At 51.1% G+C, this 22,224-nt stretch carries 26 protein-coding genes and 1 pseudogene; 3 read left to right on the top strand and 24 right to left on the bottom strand.

Annotation, left to right across the window (positions count from 1 at the left end):
* The first annotated feature begins 16 nt into the window (after nucleotides 1–16).
* A complete protein-coding gene (locus SD71_RS08980) occupies nucleotides 17–856 on the top strand; it encodes an ABC transporter ATP-binding protein (protein ID WP_041062081.1) in 840 nt (279 codons plus the stop codon).
* 10 nt (nucleotides 857–866) lie between these two features.
* Here the strand turns inward: SD71_RS08980 and SD71_RS08975 are convergent, their stop codons facing one another.
* Together SD71_RS08975 and SD71_RS25885 are read right to left on the bottom strand one after the other, a co-directional pair.
* A complete protein-coding gene (locus SD71_RS08975) occupies nucleotides 867–1,532 on the bottom strand; it encodes an SOS response-associated peptidase (protein ID WP_041062207.1) in 666 nt (221 codons plus the stop codon).
* Between the two features lie 85 nt (nucleotides 1,533–1,617).
* Complete coding sequence (locus SD71_RS25885; RefSeq protein WP_041062080.1) at nucleotides 1,618–3,324, bottom strand: acetate/propionate family kinase; 1,707 nt, start codon at nucleotides 3,322–3,324, stop codon at nucleotides 1,618–1,620.
* A gap of 165 nt (nucleotides 3,325–3,489) precedes the next feature.
* Here SD71_RS25885 and SD71_RS08965 point away from each other — a divergent pair, with 165 nt between their 5' ends.
* Nucleotides 3,490–3,921: a universal stress protein gene (locus SD71_RS08965; protein ID WP_041062079.1), complete on the top strand. Its 432-nt coding sequence runs from the start codon at nucleotides 3,490–3,492 to the stop codon at nucleotides 3,919–3,921.
* Nucleotides 3,922–4,329: 408 nt separating this feature from the next.
* Here SD71_RS08965 and hpf read toward each other — a convergent pair whose 3' ends face one another.
* The 14 genes and pseudogenes from hpf to SD71_RS08900 form a co-directional block, all read right to left on the bottom strand.
* Nucleotides 4,330–4,863 carry a ribosome hibernation-promoting factor, HPF/YfiA family gene (gene hpf / locus SD71_RS08960; protein ID WP_041062078.1) on the bottom strand — a complete coding sequence of 178 codons (534 nt, stop codon included), beginning with the start codon at nucleotides 4,861–4,863 and terminating at the stop codon, nucleotides 4,330–4,332.
* 40 nt (nucleotides 4,864–4,903) lie between these two features.
* Entirely contained in the window at nucleotides 4,904–6,541 is a 1,638-nt protein-coding gene (locus SD71_RS08955; protein WP_041062077.1) for a b(o/a)3-type cytochrome-c oxidase subunit 1, read from the bottom strand.
* 12 nt (nucleotides 6,542–6,553) lie between these two features.
* Entirely contained in the window at nucleotides 6,554–7,024 is a 471-nt protein-coding gene (locus SD71_RS08950; protein WP_041062076.1) for a cytochrome c oxidase subunit II, read from the bottom strand.
* Nucleotides 7,025–7,042: 18 nt separating this feature from the next.
* The gene (locus SD71_RS25880) at nucleotides 7,043–7,219 is read right to left on the bottom strand and encodes a cytochrome c oxidase subunit 2A (RefSeq protein ID WP_152619392.1); all 177 of its coding nucleotides are present in this window, start codon (nucleotides 7,217–7,219) and stop codon (nucleotides 7,043–7,045) included.
* Between the two features lie 82 nt (nucleotides 7,220–7,301).
* Nucleotides 7,302–7,928, bottom strand: a complete 627-nt coding sequence (gene mobA, locus SD71_RS08945; RefSeq protein WP_052476099.1) for a molybdenum cofactor guanylyltransferase — start codon at nucleotides 7,926–7,928, stop codon at nucleotides 7,302–7,304.
* Between the two features lie 37 nt (nucleotides 7,929–7,965).
* Complete coding sequence (gene pflA, locus SD71_RS08940) at nucleotides 7,966–8,706, bottom strand: pyruvate formate-lyase-activating protein (RefSeq protein WP_041062075.1); 741 nt, start codon at nucleotides 8,704–8,706, stop codon at nucleotides 7,966–7,968.
* 32 nt (nucleotides 8,707–8,738) lie between these two features.
* Nucleotides 8,739–11,009 carry a formate C-acetyltransferase gene (pflB, locus tag SD71_RS08935; RefSeq protein ID WP_041062074.1) on the bottom strand — a complete coding sequence of 757 codons (2,271 nt, stop codon included), beginning with the start codon at nucleotides 11,007–11,009 and terminating at the stop codon, nucleotides 8,739–8,741.
* Nucleotides 11,010–11,025: 16 nt separating this feature from the next.
* Nucleotides 11,026–11,511 carry a hemerythrin domain-containing protein gene (locus SD71_RS08930; protein WP_041062073.1) on the bottom strand — a complete coding sequence of 162 codons (486 nt, stop codon included), beginning with the start codon at nucleotides 11,509–11,511 and terminating at the stop codon, nucleotides 11,026–11,028.
* A gap of 23 nt (nucleotides 11,512–11,534) precedes the next feature.
* A pseudogene (locus SD71_RS08925) lies at nucleotides 11,535–12,078 on the bottom strand (Crp/Fnr family transcriptional regulator).
* Nucleotides 12,079–12,219: 141 nt separating this feature from the next.
* Entirely contained in the window at nucleotides 12,220–12,741 is a 522-nt protein-coding gene (locus SD71_RS08920) for a hemerythrin domain-containing protein (RefSeq protein WP_052476098.1), read from the bottom strand.
* A 166-nt stretch (nucleotides 12,742–12,907) separates the two neighbouring features.
* Entirely contained in the window at nucleotides 12,908–13,309 is a 402-nt protein-coding gene (locus SD71_RS08915; protein WP_041062072.1) for a cupredoxin domain-containing protein, read from the bottom strand.
* 149 nt (nucleotides 13,310–13,458) lie between these two features.
* On the bottom strand, nucleotides 13,459–14,577 hold the full coding sequence (locus SD71_RS08910) for a PAS domain-containing sensor histidine kinase (RefSeq protein WP_041062071.1): 1,119 nt from the start codon (nucleotides 14,575–14,577) through the stop codon (nucleotides 13,459–13,461).
* Nucleotides 14,570–15,223 carry a response regulator transcription factor gene (locus tag SD71_RS08905; RefSeq protein WP_041062070.1) on the bottom strand — a complete coding sequence of 218 codons (654 nt, stop codon included), beginning with the start codon at nucleotides 15,221–15,223 and terminating at the stop codon, nucleotides 14,570–14,572. The genes SD71_RS08910 and SD71_RS08905 overlap by 8 nt, the downstream gene beginning before the upstream one ends.
* A gap of 47 nt (nucleotides 15,224–15,270) precedes the next feature.
* Nucleotides 15,271–15,729: a GAF domain-containing protein gene (locus SD71_RS08900; protein ID WP_052476097.1), complete on the bottom strand. Its 459-nt coding sequence runs from the start codon at nucleotides 15,727–15,729 to the stop codon at nucleotides 15,271–15,273.
* A gap of 239 nt (nucleotides 15,730–15,968) precedes the next feature.
* Here SD71_RS08900 and SD71_RS08895 point away from each other — a divergent pair, with 239 nt between their 5' ends.
* Nucleotides 15,969–16,724, top strand: coding sequence for a Crp/Fnr family transcriptional regulator (locus tag SD71_RS08895; protein ID WP_041062069.1), 756 nt, complete (start codon nucleotides 15,969–15,971; stop codon nucleotides 16,722–16,724).
* A 2-nt stretch (nucleotides 16,725–16,726) separates the two neighbouring features.
* Here the strand turns inward: SD71_RS08895 and SD71_RS23000 are convergent, their stop codons facing one another.
* From SD71_RS23000 to SD71_RS08870, 8 genes are all read right to left on the bottom strand, one after another.
* Entirely contained in the window at nucleotides 16,727–16,957 is a 231-nt protein-coding gene (locus SD71_RS23000; protein ID WP_326998728.1) for a hypothetical protein, read from the bottom strand.
* Nucleotides 16,905–17,018 carry a hypothetical protein gene (locus SD71_RS25875; RefSeq protein WP_326998733.1) on the bottom strand — a complete coding sequence of 38 codons (114 nt, stop codon included), beginning with the start codon at nucleotides 17,016–17,018 and terminating at the stop codon, nucleotides 16,905–16,907. The genes SD71_RS23000 and SD71_RS25875 overlap by 53 nt, the downstream gene beginning before the upstream one ends.
* Before the next feature lie 37 nt (nucleotides 17,019–17,055).
* Entirely contained in the window at nucleotides 17,056–17,604 is a 549-nt protein-coding gene (locus SD71_RS08890) for a helix-turn-helix domain-containing protein (RefSeq protein ID WP_041062068.1), read from the bottom strand.
* Between the two features lie 84 nt (nucleotides 17,605–17,688).
* Entirely contained in the window at nucleotides 17,689–18,498 is an 810-nt protein-coding gene (locus SD71_RS08885) for a TrmH family RNA methyltransferase (protein WP_041062067.1), read from the bottom strand.
* Entirely contained in the window at nucleotides 18,485–19,150 is a 666-nt protein-coding gene (locus SD71_RS08880; protein WP_041062066.1) for a potassium channel family protein, read from the bottom strand. The genes SD71_RS08885 and SD71_RS08880 overlap by 14 nt, the downstream gene beginning before the upstream one ends.
* A gap of 52 nt (nucleotides 19,151–19,202) precedes the next feature.
* Nucleotides 19,203–20,072: an alpha-D-ribose 1-methylphosphonate 5-triphosphate diphosphatase gene (locus SD71_RS08875; RefSeq protein WP_235427048.1), complete on the bottom strand. Its 870-nt coding sequence runs from the start codon at nucleotides 20,070–20,072 to the stop codon at nucleotides 19,203–19,205.
* Entirely contained in the window at nucleotides 20,038–20,364 is a 327-nt protein-coding gene (locus tag SD71_RS24815; RefSeq protein WP_235427047.1) for an amidohydrolase family protein, read from the bottom strand. The genes SD71_RS08875 and SD71_RS24815 overlap by 35 nt, the downstream gene beginning before the upstream one ends.
* 93 nt (nucleotides 20,365–20,457) lie before the next feature.
* Nucleotides 20,458–22,041, bottom strand: a complete 1,584-nt coding sequence (locus SD71_RS08870) for a peptide chain release factor 3 (protein WP_041062065.1) — start codon at nucleotides 22,039–22,041, stop codon at nucleotides 20,458–20,460.
* Nucleotides 22,042–22,224: the final 183 nt, after the last annotated feature.

The raw sequence follows: 22,224 nt of genomic DNA, 5'->3' as shown, positions 1-22,224 counted from the left end.
TGGAGGAATATTAACCATGAGCCAGCTGGAAGTCAGAAACCTGGGATTGTCCTATGGGGATTGTTACGTCTTCGAAGATTTGAATCTCGCGATTCCTAAGGGGAAAATAACGGTTTTCATCGGAAGCAACGGCTGCGGGAAATCAACGCTTGTTCGCTCGATATCGCGTTTACTGAAGCCGCAGCGCGGATCCGTCATTCTGGACGGCGCGGATATTTCGGGTATGAAGACCAAGCATTTGGCGCGCAAGCTTTCCATTCTTCCGCAAGGTCCGGCTGCGCCTGAAGGCTTGACTGTGCTGCAGCTGGTCAAACAAGGGCGCTATCCTTACCAAAGTTGGCTGAGACAGTGGTCCCGAGAAGATGACGCAGCCGTTAAAAAAGCGTTGTTGTCCACCGGTATGGATTCATTTGTCGACCGTACCGTCGATTCATTATCCGGCGGGCAAAGACAACGTGCATGGATCGCAATGACACTCGCTCAGGAAACGCCTGTCATTTTACTCGACGAACCAACGACTTATCTGGACATGGCCCACCAAATAGAGGTGCTTGATTTACTGTATCGTTTGAACGCTGAGGAACATCGCACCATTGTGATGGTCCTGCACGATATTAATCTTGCCTGCCGATACGCCGACAATGTCGTTGCGATATGCAGCGGCAAGATCGAAGCGCAAGGAAGACCGGAAGACATCATTGAAGCGAAACTGATCGAATCCGTGTTCTCTATGGAATGCCGAATCATTCCCGATCCTTTTTACGGGACTCCGCTATGCATTCCGCTCAGCAAAGCCCGGGACGGTGCGCCAAGCCTGCTCAGTTTGCGGAATGAAAAAGAAAAAGCCGCCTATTAAGACGGCTGCATCAGCTTTTCATCCGTGAAAAAGTCACCGCGACCTCAGCAACACACTCAGGATCTTGCATGGAGATGTCCTCGACACGGGGCGATACGGGATAGACATAAAACTCGGTTAACGGCAGCGAGTGCAGCATTTCCCGAAGAACTTCCGTGTCCGTAACATCCCCATCCAGCCATACTTCGACAGATGCCTCGTCCAACAATAACGGTGCGCTGCGGTTAAGCCCATTGGCCGACTCTGCCGTTATTACCGTACACATCGGGTATTCCTTTCTTTCCGAATCGATCCAGTTATCGAACATACCCGCCATCGCGAAAACCGGTTTCTTCGGATGTACGGCATGCCACGCGCGCTTTGTTCTCCCATCCCCCTGCCATATATAAAATCCGCTGCACGGAACGACGCATCTTCTTTTCGCCAGCATCGACCTCAGATACGGTTTATCCGCAACCGATCCCCTGTCGGTATTGACGGAGCATTTGCCCCAGTATGGCATCAAGCCCCATCTTTGCTGATTCAAGCAGCGTTCCTCTCCGATTTGCTGAATCACCGGGATCTCTTGTGTCGGAGCGATATTATATCTTCTCTGGTACGGAATATGAACGTGTTCGATGCCGAAATCTTGCGTCAATCGGTCGAGATCCGCCGTTAAGGAGAAGCGGTCACACATGATGATCAACTCATTTCCTTCCTATAGTGGCAATCAGTATTTGCCACGGGAAGAAAATTTATGCGGTTGATACCATGCATGTTCATCACACTTTGACCACAATTTGATAGGCGTCGCGGGCCATCACGATTTCCTCATTGGTGGGTATAACCATCACCTTGATCGGCGAATATTGGCTGGAGATCAGTCTTTCACCTTGCCCGTTCCAGTTCGATTGAGCATCGAGATACACCCCTGCAAACTCAAGTCCCTGGCACACCATGTCCCGAATCTCCGCACTGTTTTCACCGACCCCAGCCGTAAATATGATCCCGTCGGCGCCGTTCAGACGCGCGAAATAAAGCCCGATATATTGGTGCAGCTTGCTCACGAACAAATCGAGAGCCAGCTGGGATCTCTTATGCCCTTCTTTCGCGTGAAGCAGCAGCTCGCGAAGATCGTTGCTCACTCCCGATATCCCCAGCAGACCGCTGCGGTGATTCAGAACATGAATGACTTCGTCGGCTTGCAGTCCTTCGAGTCGCTCCAAATAAGGAATAATCGCCGGATCGATATTTCCGCTTCGCGTTCCCATGGTCACACCTGCAAGCGGCGTAAGCCCCATAGATGTATCGTACGATTCTTCGTTTCGAATCGCGGTCACACTTACTCCGTTCCCAATATGGCAGCTGATCAAGCGGAGGTTTTCAATAGGTTTGCCCATAATCTCCGCGGCTCGGGCCGCAACATAACGATGACTGCTTCCGTGAAACCCGTATTTGCGAATCTTATGTTTTTCGTAGTATTCATAAGGAATGGAGTACAGATAAGAGGTGGGCGGCATTGTTTGATGAAAGCTTGTATCGAACACGACGACTTGCGGAACTCCCTCATATCGCATCTGGCACAGCCGTACCCCTTCCAAATTGATCGGATTGTGTAAAGGTGCGAGATAGGAAATCGATTCGATTTGCCGCATGACCTCGTCCGTCACCAGTACCGAGGAGCTGAAAAGGTCGGCTCCATGTACAACGCGATGCGCCACGACATCGACGTCCCGCCCGACCTGTTCGAAAATATCCGCAAGCGCGTCTCCCAGCGTGCGATCAGAGGCGCGCGGTGTGTTTCCTTGCATAAGCAGTTTTTCAGAGGGCATTTCAAATAATTTGAATTTGATCGTGCTGCTGCCGCAATTCAAAACGAGCATCTTCTTTTTCTGATAGGTTGTGAGCTCATGGTAGCCGTCGACGGCCACAATTTGGACTTGATCCCCGTTTCGCAGCCCCGATGCATTCGCTTCGTCCGTATCGATATGAAATTCAAGACTGTACTGAGGGTTAACGCGGCAGAGGACATTTTCCAGAATCAGCATCCTGTCCCCGTTGGTTTTGACGGCTACCAATTGTTTGTCCTGCACGCCCAGCCGTCCTGCGTCCTCCGGATGCAGATGCAAATGTCGGAAAGGGATAATAACCCCCTTGTTCAAGGACAAATTTCCTTTGGGACCGATCACTTCAATACCAGGCGAATCTTCTATATCCCCGGAATCTCTGACTGGTGCGTCCACACCGAGCAGGCAGCAGTCTGTTTTGGACACTTCCAGCTGTGTATACGAACGAAGAGGTCCTAACACTCTCACGTTGTGGATGATACCTTTTGGGCCTCTTACGCTGACTGTCTCCTCGCATGCAAATTGACGGGGTTGAATGAGAGGTTTTAATTGTACAAAGTGATAGTCTTTGCCGAATAATAGATCCGCGTGCTCACGATTCAAATGAATATGTCGATTGGAAACCCCTACGGCAGCTTTCATGGGCAATAGCTCCTCATATGAAAATAATCGATATCTGTTACCTATAATAGGGCATAGGTAATTTCCCGACTATGAATTTCGTCACAGTGCGTCGATAGTGATATCCATCACAGCTCTTTCCCTGTTCACTCGATACAATTGAGACAAATGAAGGGAGTGGAGAGTATGTTATATTCGAAAATTGTTGTCGGTTATGACGGATCCGAACTGGCGGACCGCGCTTTGCAGATGAGTATTGAATTGGCCAAAAGTCAGCCGGCGACCGAGATTGTTGTGCTCCATGCGATCGAATCCGTTGCTTCGTTATCCGAATATTCGGGTTTTGCGATTTTAAGTCGGATTGAAGACGCCAAAAAACAAGGGGAATACATTAAAGTTAAAGCCGAAAAGATACTGGCCTCGATTCCCAACCGCTGGACTTTGTACATTGTGGAAGAAAGACCTGATAAGGCTATTCTTCAGCAAGGCGAAAAATTAAATGCCGATCTTATAGTGATGGGCAGCAGAGGATTAAGCGGAGTAAAGGAATTTTTCCTCGGAAGCGTCAGTCATTACGTAACTCAACATTCGAAGATTCCCGTCCTTATCGTGAAGTGAATAGATAGGAAAAGGCTGCCCGACAGCTCATGAGAATGAGTTGTCGGGCAGCCTTTTTTCCCGTTAGTGCCTGTAAGGCGGCAAAACCTCCTTACAGCAAAAATTCTGCGTTTCTTCAGCCTGTAAGACGGTAAAACCGCCTTACAGCAAAAATTCTGTGCTCTCTCAGCCTGTAAGGCGGCAAAACCGCCTTACAGCAAAAAGTTCCCCGCTTCCGCATTCTGTAAAACGGATAAACCCCCTTAGGCTCCTACGCTTACAACCGGAACACATAGATTTTGGCATTCAAATTTGCTCGCAGCTCTCTCTTCAACGGCCTTAGACTTAGCTTCACTGCTCCACCTTCACTTCAGACTGATTACTATCAGCTTACAAAAAGCTTAGGCTTTGCAGCCTAAGCTTCAGTCGCTACATTACATCCCGGATCAATCCGTATGTCCCGTTACGCCGTCTATACACAACTTCCGTCCGGCCGGTTTCCGTATTGATAAAGACATGAAAAGCATGATCCAATAGATTCATTTGCAAGATGGCCTCTTCCAGATCTACCGGTTTTAAATCCACTGTCTTGATCCGGGCGACATCCAACTTTTCCTCATCTGCCGGCTCATCGGCTTGAAGGGGGGAAGCCATTGCCGAAGCAAAGCCCCGCTTCATTCCTCGCCTGATCTTATCCCGAAATTTGCGGAACTTGCCCGTCAATTTGTCAGTCACCAGGTCAATTGCCGCGTACATATCATCAGCCGCCTCTTCAGCTCTAATGACCGTACCCTCGACGCGCAGAGTAACCTCCACTTTATGGAGAGGCCGGTGTCCCAGCAATGAGAAGGTGACTAGGATTTCACCGTCATCAATATTGTGTAACCGTTCCAGCTTGCGCTCGGCGTATTCCTTCATCGGTTCCGTAACTTCCAAATTCTTACCGTGAACTAGAATTCTCATTTCATGTCGCCCCTTAACTGCAGTTTGCATTCGGATCACCTCACCAGGTGACGTAACCCGGAGAGTTGACCGTGTTGTTCAGCATGTCGATCAACGGGATCGTGTAGGCGAACAAGATAAGCGCAACGGCCAAGCCCAGCCAAATTCCCCAACGCTCCAGAAACCGCGGTGTCGGTTCCGACTCTTCAGATACCTGGCCGATCGGATATTCGGTTTCCCCTTTCGGAGCACGCATTAAGGCAAACATGTTATACACGATCAATATGACGCCGACAAAAAGGATCATACCACCGATAGCCATTGCAACATGGTAAGGCATCCAAAGAACTGCGTCCGGATGATCATCGTAAGTCGTGTACGCGGTTCTGCGCGGATCCCCCATCAACCCGACCGTATGCATGGATCCCGACATGAACAGCATTCCGACACACCAGATTAACGTTTGAATGATACCCAGCTTGTTCATTTTGGGCGTTAACACCCTGCCCGTCACCGTCGGGATCAACCAGTAGATGATGCCGAAGAAAGTCAACGCCACGCTGGTAGCCACAGTTAGATGGAAGTGTCCGGTCACCCAAAGCGTGTTATGCACAACCGCATTCATCTGATTACTGGCATTGATGATGCCGCCTGCCCCGGCCGGAATGAACACGAGCATGCCCATGAAAGGAGCGAAGAACCTGACATCCTTCCAAGGAAGCACCTTCAGCCAGCCGAAAAGTCCTTTCGCCCCTTTGGCCCGACCGTTCATTTCAAACGTTGCGAACATGGAGAACGCCGTCATAAGCGATGGAACGATAACCATGAAGGTCAACACGACCTGTAGGAATTTCCAGAAACCGCTGATCCCCGGCTCCATCAATTGGTGGTGGAAGCCGACCGGGATGGAGAATAACAGGAAGAGAATGAACGAGAGCCTGGCGAGCGAATCGCTGAAAATACGTCCCCCGATGATTTTCGGTATAACCACATACCAGCAGATATAAGCCGGCAACAGCCAGAAGTACACGAGCGGATGACCGAAATACCAGAACAGTGTGCGGCTCAGTACGACATTAATGGTATCCACCCAGCCGAACGACCAAGGTATGAGCTGCACCACCACCTCGATCGCCACACCGATTGTGGCAATCTGCCACATGAGCATCGTTACGACGGACATAAATGCGAAGAGGGGTGATAATTTACCCTGATTCTCTGCTCTCCATCTGCTGTATTGATGGAAAATCCCGAAGCCGCTGAGCCAGCTGCCGATGACAACGAGTGCCAGCGCGATATAGAACCAGGGAGAGGCCTTCATTGGCGCATAGAACGTATACAGCACAGTCGCCTTACCCAGCAAGATGACAACGACACCGATGATGGTCCCGACCGACATTGTCAAATATCCGAGCCATCCGAGCTTGCGTGTGAGCGGATACAGCCGCCCGCCTAAAGTATTGGACACGCCGGAATATAAAAATCCGATGATAAAATAAGTTGTGAAAATGAGAGCCATAAGTACGCCGTGCGCGGTGAGCAGTTCGTAATACCCGATATTGGCCGGCAGTGTGACCATGCCGCTGCGCACCATGCCTTGCAGCATCCCTGCGATACCGCCGATCAACAGCGCCGCAAACGCGAAAATCACGTGGGCCAGCACCAGTTTGCCGTCGCCTCTATCAAAAGTTTGTTTCACTCAAATCTCCTCCTACTTGACGACAATGGTGGTTTTCATATACTCGTGGCCTGTGCCGCAATATTCGTTGCACAGAATCAAATACTCCCCGGGCTTGTCAAACGTATGGCTGATCTGACTCACTTCGCCCGGTACCACCATGATGTTGACGTTGGTGCCTACAATCGAGAAGCCGTGTACCACGTCCGAACTGGTCACTTTAAAATCTACCGTTGAGCCGGCCGGAACCTCGAGCGTTTGAGGCTCGTAACCGAAGGCATAGGCCACCATGACGGCTTCAAAATGCTTATCGCCAGCCTTCGTGAGCCCCGGCTTGTCGAAAGGCGCTGTCGTCGACACCTCGGATGGGTCAATCGTATGGTGGTGCTGGCTCGGCGTCGTTGTTCCCATGCTGAAAGCCATCGTGCCCAGCACAAGCAGAAAAACAGCCAGCATGCCGATGCCGATCGTAAGCCATATTTTTTCGAGACGATGAAGATGCATGAACCTAACAGCTCCCTTCTAATTTCGAGCGGCGAACAGAATGAATACGCCGATCCAGGTGATGGCGATGAACGCGGCAAGCAGCAAAACGGAGACGAATGTGCCTTTAAGGGCAGGCTCCTCTTTCGCCAGCCGCCGTGCCGTATTTCCCGCCCTCTTCGGCTGCTGTCCGGTGGAAGGTCGAATGTCCGGCATAGGGTGTACCTCCTGTCTATGAGTTGACTTTATTGTAGAAACATTGCAGCCCTTCAACTGTGACTTTCATCACACCCTGTCATTATCTTGTGTGTAGAATTCGTGACAACCGCTCCTCGGCCCGTTCGTAATCCTCTTGGCTTCTGATGGTGAACGCAAAATCGCCGATGGATTGTTCCTCTCTCCACGAATCGGCCGATATACCCAAGTAACCGGCCTTATTAAGGAATGCTTCAAGCCGCTTCTCTCCGGTGGACAACAGATTCGCAGCATCTGCCGCACAACGTTTGTCGTAGATTCCGTGGAGCGGCAGGGGCCTGTTCCCGATCGTCGGGACGAACGCGCGGTTGTGTTCTGTGCGATTCTCTACCAAACGCCGTGCCGCCTCAGTTGATAGGAAAGGCATGTCGCAGCCGGCAACCCAGACGAGAGGATTTCTCGCAAGGTGCAGCGCGGCGTGAATGCCCCCGAGCGGACCGCAGTCAGGGAAATAGTCTGTGATCAGACGGACGGATCGGTCGAGAACGTCAAAAAAAGGTTTCGGAGTGTTCGTAACGACGATGATCTCCCCGCACAGCTCACGCATGATCCGGATCTGGTGCTCGATCAGCGTTCCACCGTCAAAGGGAAGCAAAGGCTTCAGGGTACCCGACATGAATTTATTCGGTCCTCCGGCCAGAATCGCACCGGTAATCGTTGATGATGACATCGTACTCCCTCCTTAGTGGTGAAAAAAATGCCGTTCCTCAGTGGACGGCATTCGATATGATGCGGCCTTCCCCAATCAGCCGGTATGCCCGCTGAATATCCACCGGGTCCGGGTCGGCGATATCCTCAAGAGTGTAAGGGATACCGAGCTGCCGCCATTTATAAACGCCCATTCGGTGATAAGGCAGTACTTCGATTTTGTCCACTCCGTCAAGTTCTTGCATGAAACGCCCTAAAGCAAGCAGCTCTTCTTTTTCGTCAGTTAATCCGGGTACGAGCACCCGGCGGATCCACATTTTCTTTCCCCGCTGCGACAGATGCCTTGCGAATGCAAGAATGCGGTCGTTCGGCTGGCCGGTCAGAGCCATATGGCCTTCCCGATCCATAAATTTCAGGTCTAACAGCACCAGATCCGTTACAGCAAGCAGTTCCTCTACATGGGACGAATCGCAGAAACCGGAAGAATCCAGCGCGGTATGCAGGCCCCAGCGTTCTTTGCACCTTCGGAACAGCTCGGCGACGAAGGGGGCTTGCAGTGTCGGTTCGCCGCCGGTAACGGTAATTCCGCCTCCGGAGCTCAAATAGTATTCGGCATACGGCTCGATTTCTGCGAGGATGTTATCTACCGTCCTCGTGGATCCGGCATGCGGATCCCATGAATCGGGGTTGTGGCAGTAACGGCATTGAAGCGCACAGCCTTGCAGGAAAAGCACGAAACGTATGCCCGGACCGTCTACGGTCCCGAACGTTTCGAGAGAGTGAATTCTCCCGGTTGTCATGGCGATCGCTCCCCTCTCTCGAATACGCTTGTTTACACGTGGCCGTGGAAAGTGCGACTGATAACGTCGAGCTGCTGCTCTTTCGTAAGTTTGATAAAGTTCACCGCATAGCCCGAGACACGTATGGTGAGCTGAGGATATTCCTCCGGGTGCTCCATCGCGTCGAGCAGCTGCTCGCGGTTGAATACGTTAATGTTCAGGTGATGCCCGCCCTTCGAAGCGTAACCGTCGAGCAGCGATACAAGGCTGCGGATCCGCGTATCTGCATCGCGTCCGAGCGCCTTCGGTATGATGGAAAATGTGTTCGATATACCATCCAGGCAGCTATCGTACGGCAGCTTGGCGACGGAGTTCAAGGACGCGAGCGCGCCCTTCCGGTCCCGGCCGTGCATCGGGTTCGCTCCCGGGGCGAATGGTTCGCCCGCTTTGCGGCCGTCAGGCGTACTGCCGGTTTTTTTGCCGTATACCACATTGGAGGTAATCGTTAGTACCGACATCGTCGCCATGGCGTCGCGATACGTGCGGTGCTTGCGAAGCTTTTTCATGAACGTCTCCGTCAATTGCACGGCGATATCGTCAACCCGGGAATCGTTATTCCCATATTGCGGGTACTCCCCTTCGATGTCGAAGTCGACGGCCAGTCCTTTTTCGTTGCGTATCGGACGAACCTTAGCGTATTTGATTGCGCTGAGCGAATCGGCAACGACCGACAGTCCGGCGATTCCGCAAGCCATCGTACGCACAATTTCGGTATCGTGAAGCGCCATTTCGATTCGTTCATAGCAGTATTTGTCGTGCATGTAATGAATGACGTTGAGTGTATTCATGTAGAGCTTGGCAAGCCATTCCAGCATATCATCGTAACGCTGCATGACCTCATCGTATTCGAGTATTTCACCGGTGAGAGGTGCCAGCGTTGGGCCGGCTTGAATACCGAGCTTTTCATCGATTCCGCCGTTGATGGCGTACAATAAGGCTTTGGCGAGATTCGCCCGAGCTCCGAAAAACTGCATTTGTTTTCCGATGCGCATCGCCGACACACAGCAGGCGATACCGTAATCATCTCCGTAGAAGGGCCGCATCAGATCATCATTTTCATACTGAATGGAACTCGTATCTACGGATACTTTCGCACAATAGTCCTTGAAGCCTTGAGGAAGCCTCTTCGACCACAGAACGGTCAGGTTTGGCTCCGGTGCCGGCCCTAGGTTGTACAGGGTATGGAGAAACCGGAATGAATTTCGCGACACCCTTGTCTTGCCGTCGTTGGCCATGCCGCCGATCGATTCGGTCACCCATGTCGGGTCGCCGCTGAACAGCTCATTGTAATCCGGCGTACGGAGAAACTTGACGAGACGCAGCTTCATGACGAACTGGTCTATCAATTCCTGCGCCTGAGCCTCGGTCAGCTTGCCTTCCCGAATGTCGCGCTCGATGTAGATGTCAAGAAAGCTGGATACGCGTCCAAGACTCATGGCCGCCCCATTCTGCTCCTTGATCGCCGCTAAGTAAGCGAAGTACAGCCACTGTACTGCTTCCTCGGCGTTCTTGGCCGGAACGGAGATATCATAACCGTAGGACCCGGCCATCTGTTTCAAATCGCCCAAGCTGCGAATTTGCTCCGCCAGCTCTTCCCGCTGCCGTATGACCTCTTCCGACATGACATCCGTTGCCAGAGCCAGATCGGCCTTTTTCGCTTGAATCAACCGATTGACTCCGTACAGGGCCACCCTCCGGTAGTCTCCTATAATACGGCCCCTTCCGTATGCGTCCGGCAGTCCGGTGATAATCCCGGCTTTGCGTGCCAGCTTCATCTCATCGGTATATACATCAAATACTCCTTGGTTGTGCGTTTTGCGTATATCTGTGAACAATCGGACAATTTCGTCCGGCAGCTTGTATCCATAGGCTTCGCAAGCGTCTATAACCATCCGGATGCCGCCGAGAGGCTGAACCGAGCGTCTCAGCGGAGCATCCGTCTGCAGACCGACGATTCTTTCCAAATTACGGTCGATATAACCCGGCTTGTGTGATGTGATCGTTGACACCGTGTTCGTGTCGACATCAAGGACGCCGCCGTTCTCGCGCTCCTGCTTCATCAGCTCCAGAACCATTGCCCACATCCGCTTGGTAGCATCCGTCGGTTCGGCAAGGAATTTTTCATCACCCTCGTAAGGAGTCAGGTTAAGCCCGATAAAGTCGTTAACGTCAATCTGCTGCTGCCAGCGTCCTTGCCGGAAACCTCTCCATTCATCGAGAGGAGCCGGAGCAGGTTCAATTCCGTATTCTTCAGTGATAGCCATGGTGTTCTCTCCTCACTCAACAACTGCTGTATTCTAATTGCTCCATCAGCCGATCCGTCGCTGGGACAACCGTCTCGTCCTCAACACGGAAATGCTCTGCAATGATCATAAGTACCTGCAACAAGCGGGAAAGAGCGTCTTCCGGTGATGTGCCGTCCTTCGTAACCTTCTGATACTCCTCATAGAACTGGGCGGCGATGCGGTCATCCTGCTCGAGTGCGGCGACCGGGCCGATTCGGCCGCCGCAGGTCAAAGATTTGGCGATCGGATAGATCGTCCTCCTCTCCTTGCTCAAATGCCTTTGCCAATCGAGCATGAATGGAATGAAGGAATTCCGGACCTTGCGATGATGAGCATCCCAGTCGGGGTACTCGTAGTTGGACGGGTTCCATTTCATAAGCCGGCACAATTCAAGCAGCCTGGCATACAGAGCCTCATGCTCTTCTTTCCATTGATCGTAAGTGAGATACAAGTCGAGCAGCGCTGAATTCGAGTTATCCATGAGCGTACCCTCCCTTTATTTCGTCAGTGGGGCAAGGTTTTGCCGAGTTTGCCGCCGGTCTTGTTTTTAGGATGATTACCGGTCAATTTGGCCCAGCCTTTGCGAAGCAGAGGCATCAAGTAAGCGTCAATCCCGAAGCGTCCTGCGTTGGCACCCGCCGCCATGACAATGAATCCGATAAGCAGCAGCCAAGTTCGTGCTTAGGGTTCCGGCCAGGAGGAACATGAAGTTCAACATCAGACCGAAGAATGCAGCCGTGAGCGTCAATCCGCCGACGATGAGTCCCACACCAATTAAAAATTCTCCGACAGGAATCAGGAAGTTGATCAGCTTCACGTTGGGGAGAGCGAAGTGCTCCAAGAAGTAAGTATAGTTAGGGAATATAACTGCTTGGGTTGCATGATCGGCAATCGGCTTTGCTACCGCGCCCTTCAAGAAACCCGCAGCATCAAATCCGTCCGTCAGCTTGTGCCAGCCCGCCTCGATCCATTGCACACCCAGGTAAATCCGTAATACCATGACTACTGCAGCCGCCCATACATTTTGTTTGAACCATCTCATGACCATTAAGGCCATCTCCCTTCGGGATTTAGGATTGTTTTGTTTTCCTTGCACCTTCAGTATGAGGGATGATTGTTTCGATGAATGTGAAGTTCATCACACTGAAGTTCTTTTTTTGTGAAAAAAAGTACAATCGTATTTAAGCCTTTAGTAAGCGAAACTGTTGGAGCGGTCCGTCAGCAACAGTATAATTTCCTCCTCCTCGGAGAAACGGTTTTTCAAAATTGCATAAGCCTGTATTAAATAAGAGGCCATTCTGCGTGCTTCTTCTTGAGGAAGAAGTACAACGGCACGATCCAGGGTTTGCAAAAATCCGCGAATGAATTGCTCGGCCAGCTCAAACTCCTGCTCCATGAGTGCGAAGAGATCCGGCTCCTCTCCCCAATAGTTTGCGGCGAATGGGAACAGCTCTGATTCTTCCCATCTTGTATGGGCACTCCATTCCTTGATGAAATGCGTAACACTGTCCTTCAATTGACGCATTTCTCGGTTAAGCCGGATCTCATTCTGTTCTCTGCGTACGATACAGGCCTGTTGGTAAATGTCCTGAAGTTCTTCTTTGAGCAAATCATGCTCTTGCTTGGCACGCTGAACGGTATCCTGTATCAGAAACTCCCGCACGCTGCCGCCATTGTCGGAAGCACTGTGAACCGAGTATTTTGCATTCATCTGTCATACCTCCCTATACACCTATTATCATATGTATAAACGGTGCATAATCGAGATAGTAACAGGCGACCTCTAATCTAACACAAGTCACGGAGCAATTAATGTGAAATTAATCACAAACATAAAAAATAAAAATCCACCCGTCCCCAGGTGGAAAAATCATTGTTCATTCCACGATCAATTTGCCGACCATATCTATGTGGCCTGCACCGCACATGACGGAGCACAGAAACCTGAACTCTCCGGCCTTATCCGCAGTAAAAGTTACCGTTTTGCCTCCTTTGATCTGTTGGTCATAGCCTTCGATTTGGATGGCATGGTTTCCTTGACTGTTTTTCAGTGTGATGCTGAGCTTCTCGCCTTTTTTCACTTTGATTTCTTTTTGGTCAAACTCAAAATTCTTGGCGTTGATCGTGATCGCCTTGGCGCCGCTTGCATCTACGTTTGCAGCTTGTGCCGCCTCCGGTGCTGCAGCCGCTGTATTCTCGTTGCCGCCGCCTCCGCCGCATCCGGTAGCGATTAGTGCGGCTGCCAATACAACGCCGATTGTGTACATTGATTTCTTCATGTCGTCTCCTCCTTCGATTCTGATACGCGTTCATCATACATCGCTGCATCGCGCTCACACTGTGACAAACTTCACAGTTCCACGAATACCACAAAATGGACACAAAAAAGCCGTCCGGCGACAAATCCGAACGGCTCAACGATTACAGTTTAGCCCGCTTTAATCGGCACTTTTAACTTCACAGCGGTACCCTCGCCCGGCTGCGAGCGAACTCGCAGCTCTCCTGCAACCGCCCTTGCCCGTTCCTCCATGCTGAATAAACCGACGCCGCGGCCTTTCTTTTCCCTGCTGAAGCCGATACCCCGGTCTTCGACGACTGCTTCCAAATGGTCGCCATGATCGCGTACCGCCACACAGGCCTCGAAAACGTCTGCGTATTTGGCGACGTTGGTCAGCGCCTCCTGCACAACGCGGTAAATCGTCGTCTCTATCAAAAGGTTCGGCCGTTTGCGTAGATTACAGTCGAAATGAACGCGAATGCCATAATGCTGCTCATAATTTTCAATATAGGTTCGAAGAGCGGGCACGATGCCCAAATCATCAAGCACGGAGGGACGAAGCTCCCAAGCGAGCCCGCGAACCTCGGCCATTAATTGCGATACTTCACGCCCAAGGTTCTCCAGCCCCTTGTCTGCTCCTTCCGAAATCATCCGATCCAGCGTTATTTTCAGCGAAAATAAGCTTTGCCCGATTCCGTCATGCAAATCTCGCGAGAAGCGCCGTCGCTCCTCTTCCTGGATTTGCATCATCTGGGCCATCATCGACTGCAGCTGCTCTTCCGTCTGCTTCAGCTGCGTCACTTCATGACGAATCGCCAAATACTGATAGGGGCGGCCCTCCGCATCTACAAATGGAACGATAGTGGTGTCAACCCAATATTCCCCGCCGTTTTTGGAACGGTTTTTTATTTCTCCCTGCCAGACGTGTCCGGATGAGATGCTGCTCCACAAATCACGCATGAACGCCTTGCCGTGGCAGCCGGAGTTCACAAGCCTGTGATCCTGTCCGATAAGCTCCTCCCTGGAGTAACCCGAAATCTTGCAGAACTTATCGTTCACATACTGGATTGTTCCTTTGCGATCCGTCACCGCAACGATGGAGGCTTCATCCAAAGCGAATTTAACATCGGCAAGCTGCTTGAGAGATCGTTTCAGAACATCTCTAAAAGCCGGATCGGCGATCTGCCCGTCCAGCCGTTCCAACAGAGAATCCACATTCTCCGCGATATTTTCCGAGGGATATCGTTCCTGGCTGCTCCGTTCACTCAAAGTTCAGCAATCCTTTCTTCATCGCGAATTTGACAAGAGCGGGCCTTGTTCTCAAATCCAGCTTCTCCATCAGATTGCTCTTGTGTGACTCGACCGTCTTGACACTGATGATCAGCTGCTCGGCGATTTCCTTGTTGGAGTATCCTTGAGCCACTTTCGCAAGAATTTCTTTCTCCCGATCGGATAGCGACTCATAGGTGCCCGCGTGCTCGCCGTTCTTCATCTTGTCGAGATAATCACTCATCAGGCGCTTGGTCGCTGTGGGAGATAAATAGGCGTTCCCGCCTGAGATTTGGCGAATCGCCGTGAGCAATTCCTCATGAGGCGCGCTTTTCAAAATATATCCGGAAGCTCCGGCATGTATGGCCCGGAACAAATATTCTTCATCATCATGCATCGTTAGTATAAGGATCGCTGTGTCCGGCAGCCGCTTCTTAAGCTCCGCCGTAGCCGTCAGCCCATCCTTGCCGTGAGGCATGCTTAAATCCATGAGGACAACATCCGGATGCAGTTCTTCGGCTTTCGACACCGCTTCGTCTCCTTCAGCCGCCTCTCCTACCACCTGCATGTCGTTCTTACCGTGGAGCAGCATGATGAGCCCTGACCGAACCACCACATGATCATCTACGACCAATATCCGAACCATGAAGTCACTCCTTCGCGAAACTATCGTTTTCCATTTTACCATATCAATCAGGATGATTTCGGCTCCACAGCCTGTTCCGCGACGATCTGTGTGATTCGTTCACCCGCCAGCGCAATCTGATTTCGCTCTTCCGTTCGGTATATGCGCCTTTTACGGTCGCCCGCCAGCAATATACCCGTCACCTGATTTCCTATAAATAGGGGGATCGCATACGCAGACCGCAAATTTTCAGCGAGCAGAACGGCATATTCATGCAGCTGCCTTGCAGCAACAAGCTCCGGCACGTTCAACTGCATGGCTCTGCCGACTTTCACAACGGATCCGCTGAGCCCCCTGCCCGGCCGTTCAATGATCGATAGAAACCTGTCGTTGACGTTCCCCGAAGCCAGCTTCCATTTCAGCAGCCGATCATAGCCTTCCAACAACCCTAGCGAGCAAAAATCACTGCCGATCTGAGTTCGAAGTCGCTGCAATTCTTCCGTAAGCAAATGATCACGGTTATTCATGCTTAGCACCCCTTCCCTGCCTACTCGTTCTATTTATAAGTGTAGGGGTTGCCGCAACCGAAGTATATTGGGGAATTCCCTGAAAATAGACTCGGGAAAATACTGATTTCTGTCCCCGGTGTGATTTTTCTCACAGTGAAATAAGGGAAATCCCTTTTCATCTTTCAGGAAATTCCCCGATAACGTTTTGTCAGCAGAGCAGGTATGCTTGATTCACAAGAAAAAAAGGAGTGGCAAACATGGCGATAAGTGCAGCGGCTGTCAAAAAACACGGTGTTACGGAACAATGTGCAAATCCTCTGAGTATTGATAATTTCTTTTCGAAGGAACAGTTCGCAGGGTTGGAGGAGCTTATGTATCCGAAACGTGCGGAAGCGGGTAGTTACCTGTTCTGGGAGGGGGACCCTACCGGCAAGCTCTACTATTTGCGATCTGGAAAAGTAAAGCTGCGGAAGTCGACGGAGGACGGCAAGGACTTTATCCTGTCTATTATACAGGCGGGGGATATGCTGTGTGAGCCGGAGGACGGCATGCGCGCAGTTCACAGCTTCAGCGCTGAAGTGGTGGAAGATGCGGATATCGGCGTCATCCAGTGGAAGGACCTTGAAATTCTTCTGTACCGTAACGGTGAATTCGCCGTCAGATTCCTCAACTGGATGGCGCTGCTGCACCGGGTAACCGAGTCAAAGTTTCGCGACCTGCTGCTGTACGGCAAACCTGGCGCGCTGGCGTCTACGCTGATCCGGCTGGCGAATTCATACGGTATCGCTTGTGCAGACGGTATCCGGATCAGCATCAAGCTGAACAATACGGAGCTGGCTGATTTCATCGGCACTACGAGGGAAAGCGTCAATCGTATGCTTAACGCATTGAAGGACGAAGGGACAATCGATATACGGAAAGGCCGCATCATCATATTAAATCTGAATGCCCTCAGACGAATTTGCCATTGTCCTGCTTGCCCGGCCTGTCCTAAGGAAGTTTGCAGAATTTGAGTTTAACACCAAGTACCGTCCAAATCTTTAATCCGGTTTCCATAGTGAACGTGCCAGTGCAGATGCTTGTTACTCTGATATTCGCCAATATTAGTGGACACGGTGCAGGCACCGTATCGTTCGTAAACCTGTTTTGCCACTTCCCGAATTGTTGAGAATAGTTCATTCACCACATCTGCATCATCCGGTTTTATATCTATTAGGGAAATAATATGTTTTTTTTGGTATGACAACAATATGCACATCGTAGAAAGGACGGGTATGGTAAAACGCTAACGTATTCTCAGTTTCCATCACTTTTTCCACGGGTGTATTACCAGTTAACACTTCATCACAATAAAAATCTTATACAATAATTGTCATCTTGAGCACGACCCTTCAATTCTAAAGATCTTCGAATCTTCGATAGTTGTGAGTGATTAAGTTGAAGGGATAATTGGATTTCCTCATGCGAAAGCCCTGCTTCTCTCATTTCAAGGAATTGTCGTTCTCTTTCAGTCAGAGGAACATGTTCGCTCGGTGCAAAGGGACTGCGTTCCGATTCTAATGAAACCTCGCCGTATTGAAGTGACGTTCGGAACAAGTAAAGACATTCATAAAAAGCCTCTTTACCATCAACACCCTCCGCAGTGCCTCCCATTGAATTACTCTTCATCCACAATACTGCGAAATATGTGTTATCATCCTTTAAAATGCGAATACCTTTCCCATCCATAGATTTAAAATAAATGAATCGACAAGTTCTGTTTTCATCAGATAGCGTAACCAGTATATTTTTATAGGTTTCGTACAGCTGACCGATACTATAACTATCTTCAATGAGCTTCCAAAACCCGTAGACATCGCTTAATGTTATACCCTCTGGATTTTTATAATTCATTAGCCCACATTCCTTTTTAATAATATGTACAACCGCGAAAAAGACTGGAGATTGCTCGGGGAATACCCGACCAGTTTCCAGTCTTTAAATCATCCGTTGACGCTGTGCTTCGAACAGCAGCACCGTCGCTGCCATTGCCACATTCAGCGATTCCGCACGCCCGGTCATCGGAATAATCATCTGATGGTCTACCAATCGGGACACCTCAGTCGACAGTCCGCTTCCCTCGTTGCCGAATACGAGCCACACGTTTCTGCGAAAATCATAATCGTAGCAAGATTGAGTCGCTTGCAGGCTGGTTCCCGCAACCGCGGCTCCACTCGATTTGGCTTCCGGCAGCAATTCCGTTAAATCGGCTTCGAGAACGGGCACGTGAAATACAGCTCCCATCGTCGCCCGAATGGTCTTGGGGTTATACAAGTCGGCGGTGCCTTTGCCTAATACAACTGCCGAAGCACCGCAGGCCGCAGCGCTTCTTACGATGGTGCCTACATTACCCGGATCCTGAACGCCGTCAAGTACGGCAACGAGAGCGCGCTCCGTTTCAAAGAGGCTCTTCGAGTTTGGCGGCCGTTTCTTTGCTACTGCAAAGATGGGCTGGGGAGTTTCCGTTTCGGTGCATTTAGCGATGACATCCGGAGAAACCGGAATCCAGGAAGGTCCTCCAGATTCATTCCCAACCACATACTCCTCGAACAACGCCCCGACCTCGCTGCCTTCATCGAAAGCGACCAGTTCCAGCGGCCAGCCGGAATCCAGCGCTTCCTTAACGAGATGCACTCCTTCGAGCAGAAACTTTCCTTCTCGCTGGCGGTGCTTTCTATCGAGAAGCTTGGCCCATTCTTTGACCCGGGGATTCGAGGCCGAGCTGATATAGCCCTCAAAGTTCGGCATATGCTTGCTCCAACTTCGTGAGCTGCCCGTTCCTGCCGACGATTACAAGCACATCATCCGGCTGCAGGGGCACATTCGGCGCCGGTGTAATATCCATATCATTGTTCTTCTTGACAGCGAGCACATTGCATTCATATTTCTGCCTGATATCAAGCTGTATGAGATTTTTGCCGACCATCGCCGACGGAACCTTCATCTCGACGATACTGTAATCGGGAGAAAGCTCGATGTGCTCCAGAATGTTCGGTGAAATCAGATGATGAGCGACTCTCAGCCCCATATCCCGTTCCGGGTAGATCACCTTATCCGCGCCGATTTTACTCAGTACTTTGCCGTGCAGTTCATTCTGTGCTTTGACGATAATAGAAGGCACTCCGAGGTCCTTCAGTATTAAAGTAGTAAGAATGCTGGACTGTATATCTTGTCCGATCGCCACAACAACGACATCGAAATTGCGAATGCCGAGTGCGCTCATCGCCTCTTCATCCGTGGAGTCGGCGATAACGGCGTGCGTCACCGCATGCGCGACATCCTGGACACGCTGGGAGTTGTCGTCAACGGCGAGAACTTCATATCCCATTTCAGATAAGTATTTGGCCACACTGGAACCGAATCGTCCTAATCCGATCACGGCAAATTGCTTTTTTGCCATCTATGTATCCTCCCTTGTATCCGCTTCCCATAACGACCATTATAGCATACGATCACATATAATCTTGGCTGGTGTGTACAACAGTGCCGTTCACGATGGTGGTCCCGACAAGCGGGATTTTCCTAACCTTACGCACCACCAGAAGGTCAGCTCGCTTGCCTGGCTCGATAGATCCGATGTCTTTGTGACGGCCGATTACTTTTGCAGGATTATAACTTGCCAATGCTGCCGCCTCGCTTAGCGGTACTCCGTACTCTTCCAATGAGAAAATAGCGTGCAGTAGAGAAGCCGGGTGGTAATCGGAGCACAAAATGTCCGCCGCGCCTTGCTTGACGGCTTCCGCCGCTTTCAAATTTCCGTCATGCGATCCCCCGCGTACAATATTGGGAGCCCCCACACAAACGCCCATACCTTTTCTTTTGGCGTAAACGGCAGTTTCAAGGTTGAGAGGAAACTCGGTGACTGTTGCTCCGAAAGCCAACGATCGGTTAACGGCCTCCTCACTGTCGTCGTCGTGCGAGGCAACGGCAATTCCCCGTTCCCGGGCCTTCGCAATCAGCGACCGGAGCCGGCTCCAATCGACGAGGCTTCTTCGCTCCTGCAGCTCCTCAATGATCTGTGTCACCTCTTCCAGGCCGACACCTTGATTTTTCATGACGTAACGTTCGAAGGCACCCGGCCGATGATATTGTCCTTGTCCGGGGGAGTGATCCATTAAAGATAAATAATCGAGCAATCCGTCGGAAATGAACCTTTGTGCGAGGTTGAAGCCCGTCAAATGAGAAACCTCATACCTGAGATGGATTCCATGACGAATCAGAGCCCTTTCCTGACGGAAAGAATCGATCAGATGCACCATTTCCTCTACAAGATACTCGCCTCGTAAACTAAGTCCCACACCGAGAGACAAGGAATGAAGCATCGTCGTAATCCCCGTGGCCCGCCAGCTTTTTCTCGAATTGCAGGAACGCCATGCCAAGGGGAAAAAGCGTGTTCGGCCGCGGCTCGGCTTCCTTCTCGATGGCATCGCAATGAATGTCCACTAAACCGGGCAGCACCCATGAATCTCTCGCATCAACGACTTGATCCTCCGGCCGTATGGCCACATCGTAAGCGATGTCTGTTATAAGCGCATCCTCAACGATCACATCCGCTTGTACTACGTTATGCGGCAGAACCACAGATCCACCTTTTAGGATCATTCGTCTGGCCATCCGCTATCCGCCCTCTTCCGGCAAATTTTAGTTCCTGTTTTACAGTAAAAGCCCCCGCCGATGTGTGCGCAGGAGGCTCCGTTGGTCTTCTATTTAAGGCGCCATCTCCAAAAATTTCACGTCCGGCATTCTTTCCATCGCCGTTCTCATCGCGTATTCGTTCTCGAACAACGCGACATCGTTGCCGTTCTTGTCTTTCACAAGCGTTGAATTAATCCGGAATTTCGAGGCATCCACCTTATCGGCCACAATCCATCTTGCAAACTGGAACGGAGTGCGGAACAGCTGGATCTCGACACCGTATTCGTTTCGCATCCGGTACTCGAAAACCTCAAACTGTAGCTGCCCGACAACACCGAGAATCGTGTCCTCGAACGGCCCGACTGTCCGGAAGACTTGAACCATTCCTTCCTCGGTCAGTTGATCGAGCCCTTTCAGGTATTGTTTTTGCTTCAACGCGTTCTTCACGGTCACCTTCGAGAAAATCTCCGGAGAAAACGTAGGCAGTTCATCGAAAATGATTTCGCTGCCTTCGCTCAAGCTGTCGCCGATACGGAAAATACCGGGATCGAACAGTCCGATAATATCGCCCGGATATGCCGTTTCCACAATGTCCCGGTCCTGCGCAAGAAACTGCTGCGGCTGGGAGAGCTTAATGTCCTTGTGAGCACGAACATGGCGGACGCTCATTCCGCGCTGGAACTTTCCGGAGCAGATTCGCAGGAAGGCGATGCGGTCGCGGTGGGCGGGATTCATGTTGGCTTGAATTTTGAAAATATAACCCGAAAATTTCTCGTCGTCCGGCGCTACAAGTCCATCGGTGCTCTTGCGAGGCGCCGGTTCCGGAGCGAGCTGCAGAAAATTCTCAAGGAACGTCTGCACACCGAAATTGTTCACTGCACTGCCGAAGAACACGGGTGTGAGTTCGCCTTTGCGCACTTTGTCATAGTCGAATGGATCGCCGGCTACATCAAGCAGCTCCAAGTCTTGTGCCAGTTGATCGGCCAAATGATCGCCGGCCATCTCGCGGATGATCGGATCATGATAGTCGTCAGTCTTGCGGACTTCGATCGCGGAATGATCTTTACCCTGGAACAGTTCAACCTGATTTTTCATGCGGTCATAGACGCCGCACAGTTCGCGGCCCATGCCGATCGGCCAGTTCATCGGCACCGAGCGGATACCGAGAACGCGCTCGATCTCTTCAAGCAGCTCGAACGGGTTCTGTCCTTCACGGTCCAGTTTATTAATGAACGTAAAAATCGGGATGCCGCGTTTGCTGCATACCTGGAACAGCTTGATCGTCTGGGCCTCGACGCCTTTGGCCACGTCAATCAACATGACCGCGCTGTCGGCGGCTGTCAGCGTACGATAAGTGTCTTCACTGAAATCCTGGTGACCGGGCGTGTCGAGAATATTCACTTGCTTGCCGGCATACTGGAATTGCATGACTGAGGAAGTAACCGAGATTCCCCTCTGTTTCTCGATCTCCATCCAGTCACTCGTCGCATGACGCGCCGCTTTGCGGGCTTTTACCGATCCCGCGATATGAATGGCTCCTCCGTACAATAGAAGCTTTTCCGTCAATGTCGTTTTCCCCGCATCGGGGTGAGATATAATAGCGAACGTACGGCGCTTGGCTACTTCCTGCCGCAGTTCGTCCGGTTTTGGGCTCATCCGTGTAAATTCCCTTCTAGATAAAATAACAGTTCTCATTATAGCACATTGTGCCTATACCGAGGTACAGAGAAAGCGGAATGAGCGTGGCTGCCGGTTCGGCTGATTTTAAGCCGCTTGCAACGGCTTAATTCACGGCTCGAGGCCGGTTCAGCTGAATTAAGCCGCTCGCAGCGGCTTAAT

The organism is Cohnella kolymensis (genome assembly GCF_000829465.1).
In the GTDB taxonomy this organism is placed as follows: Bacteria; Bacillota; Bacilli; order Paenibacillales; family Paenibacillaceae; genus Cohnella; species Cohnella kolymensis.
Note: the sequence above shows the minus strand (reverse complement) of the source record. Positions and strands in the feature narration are given on the sequence as shown.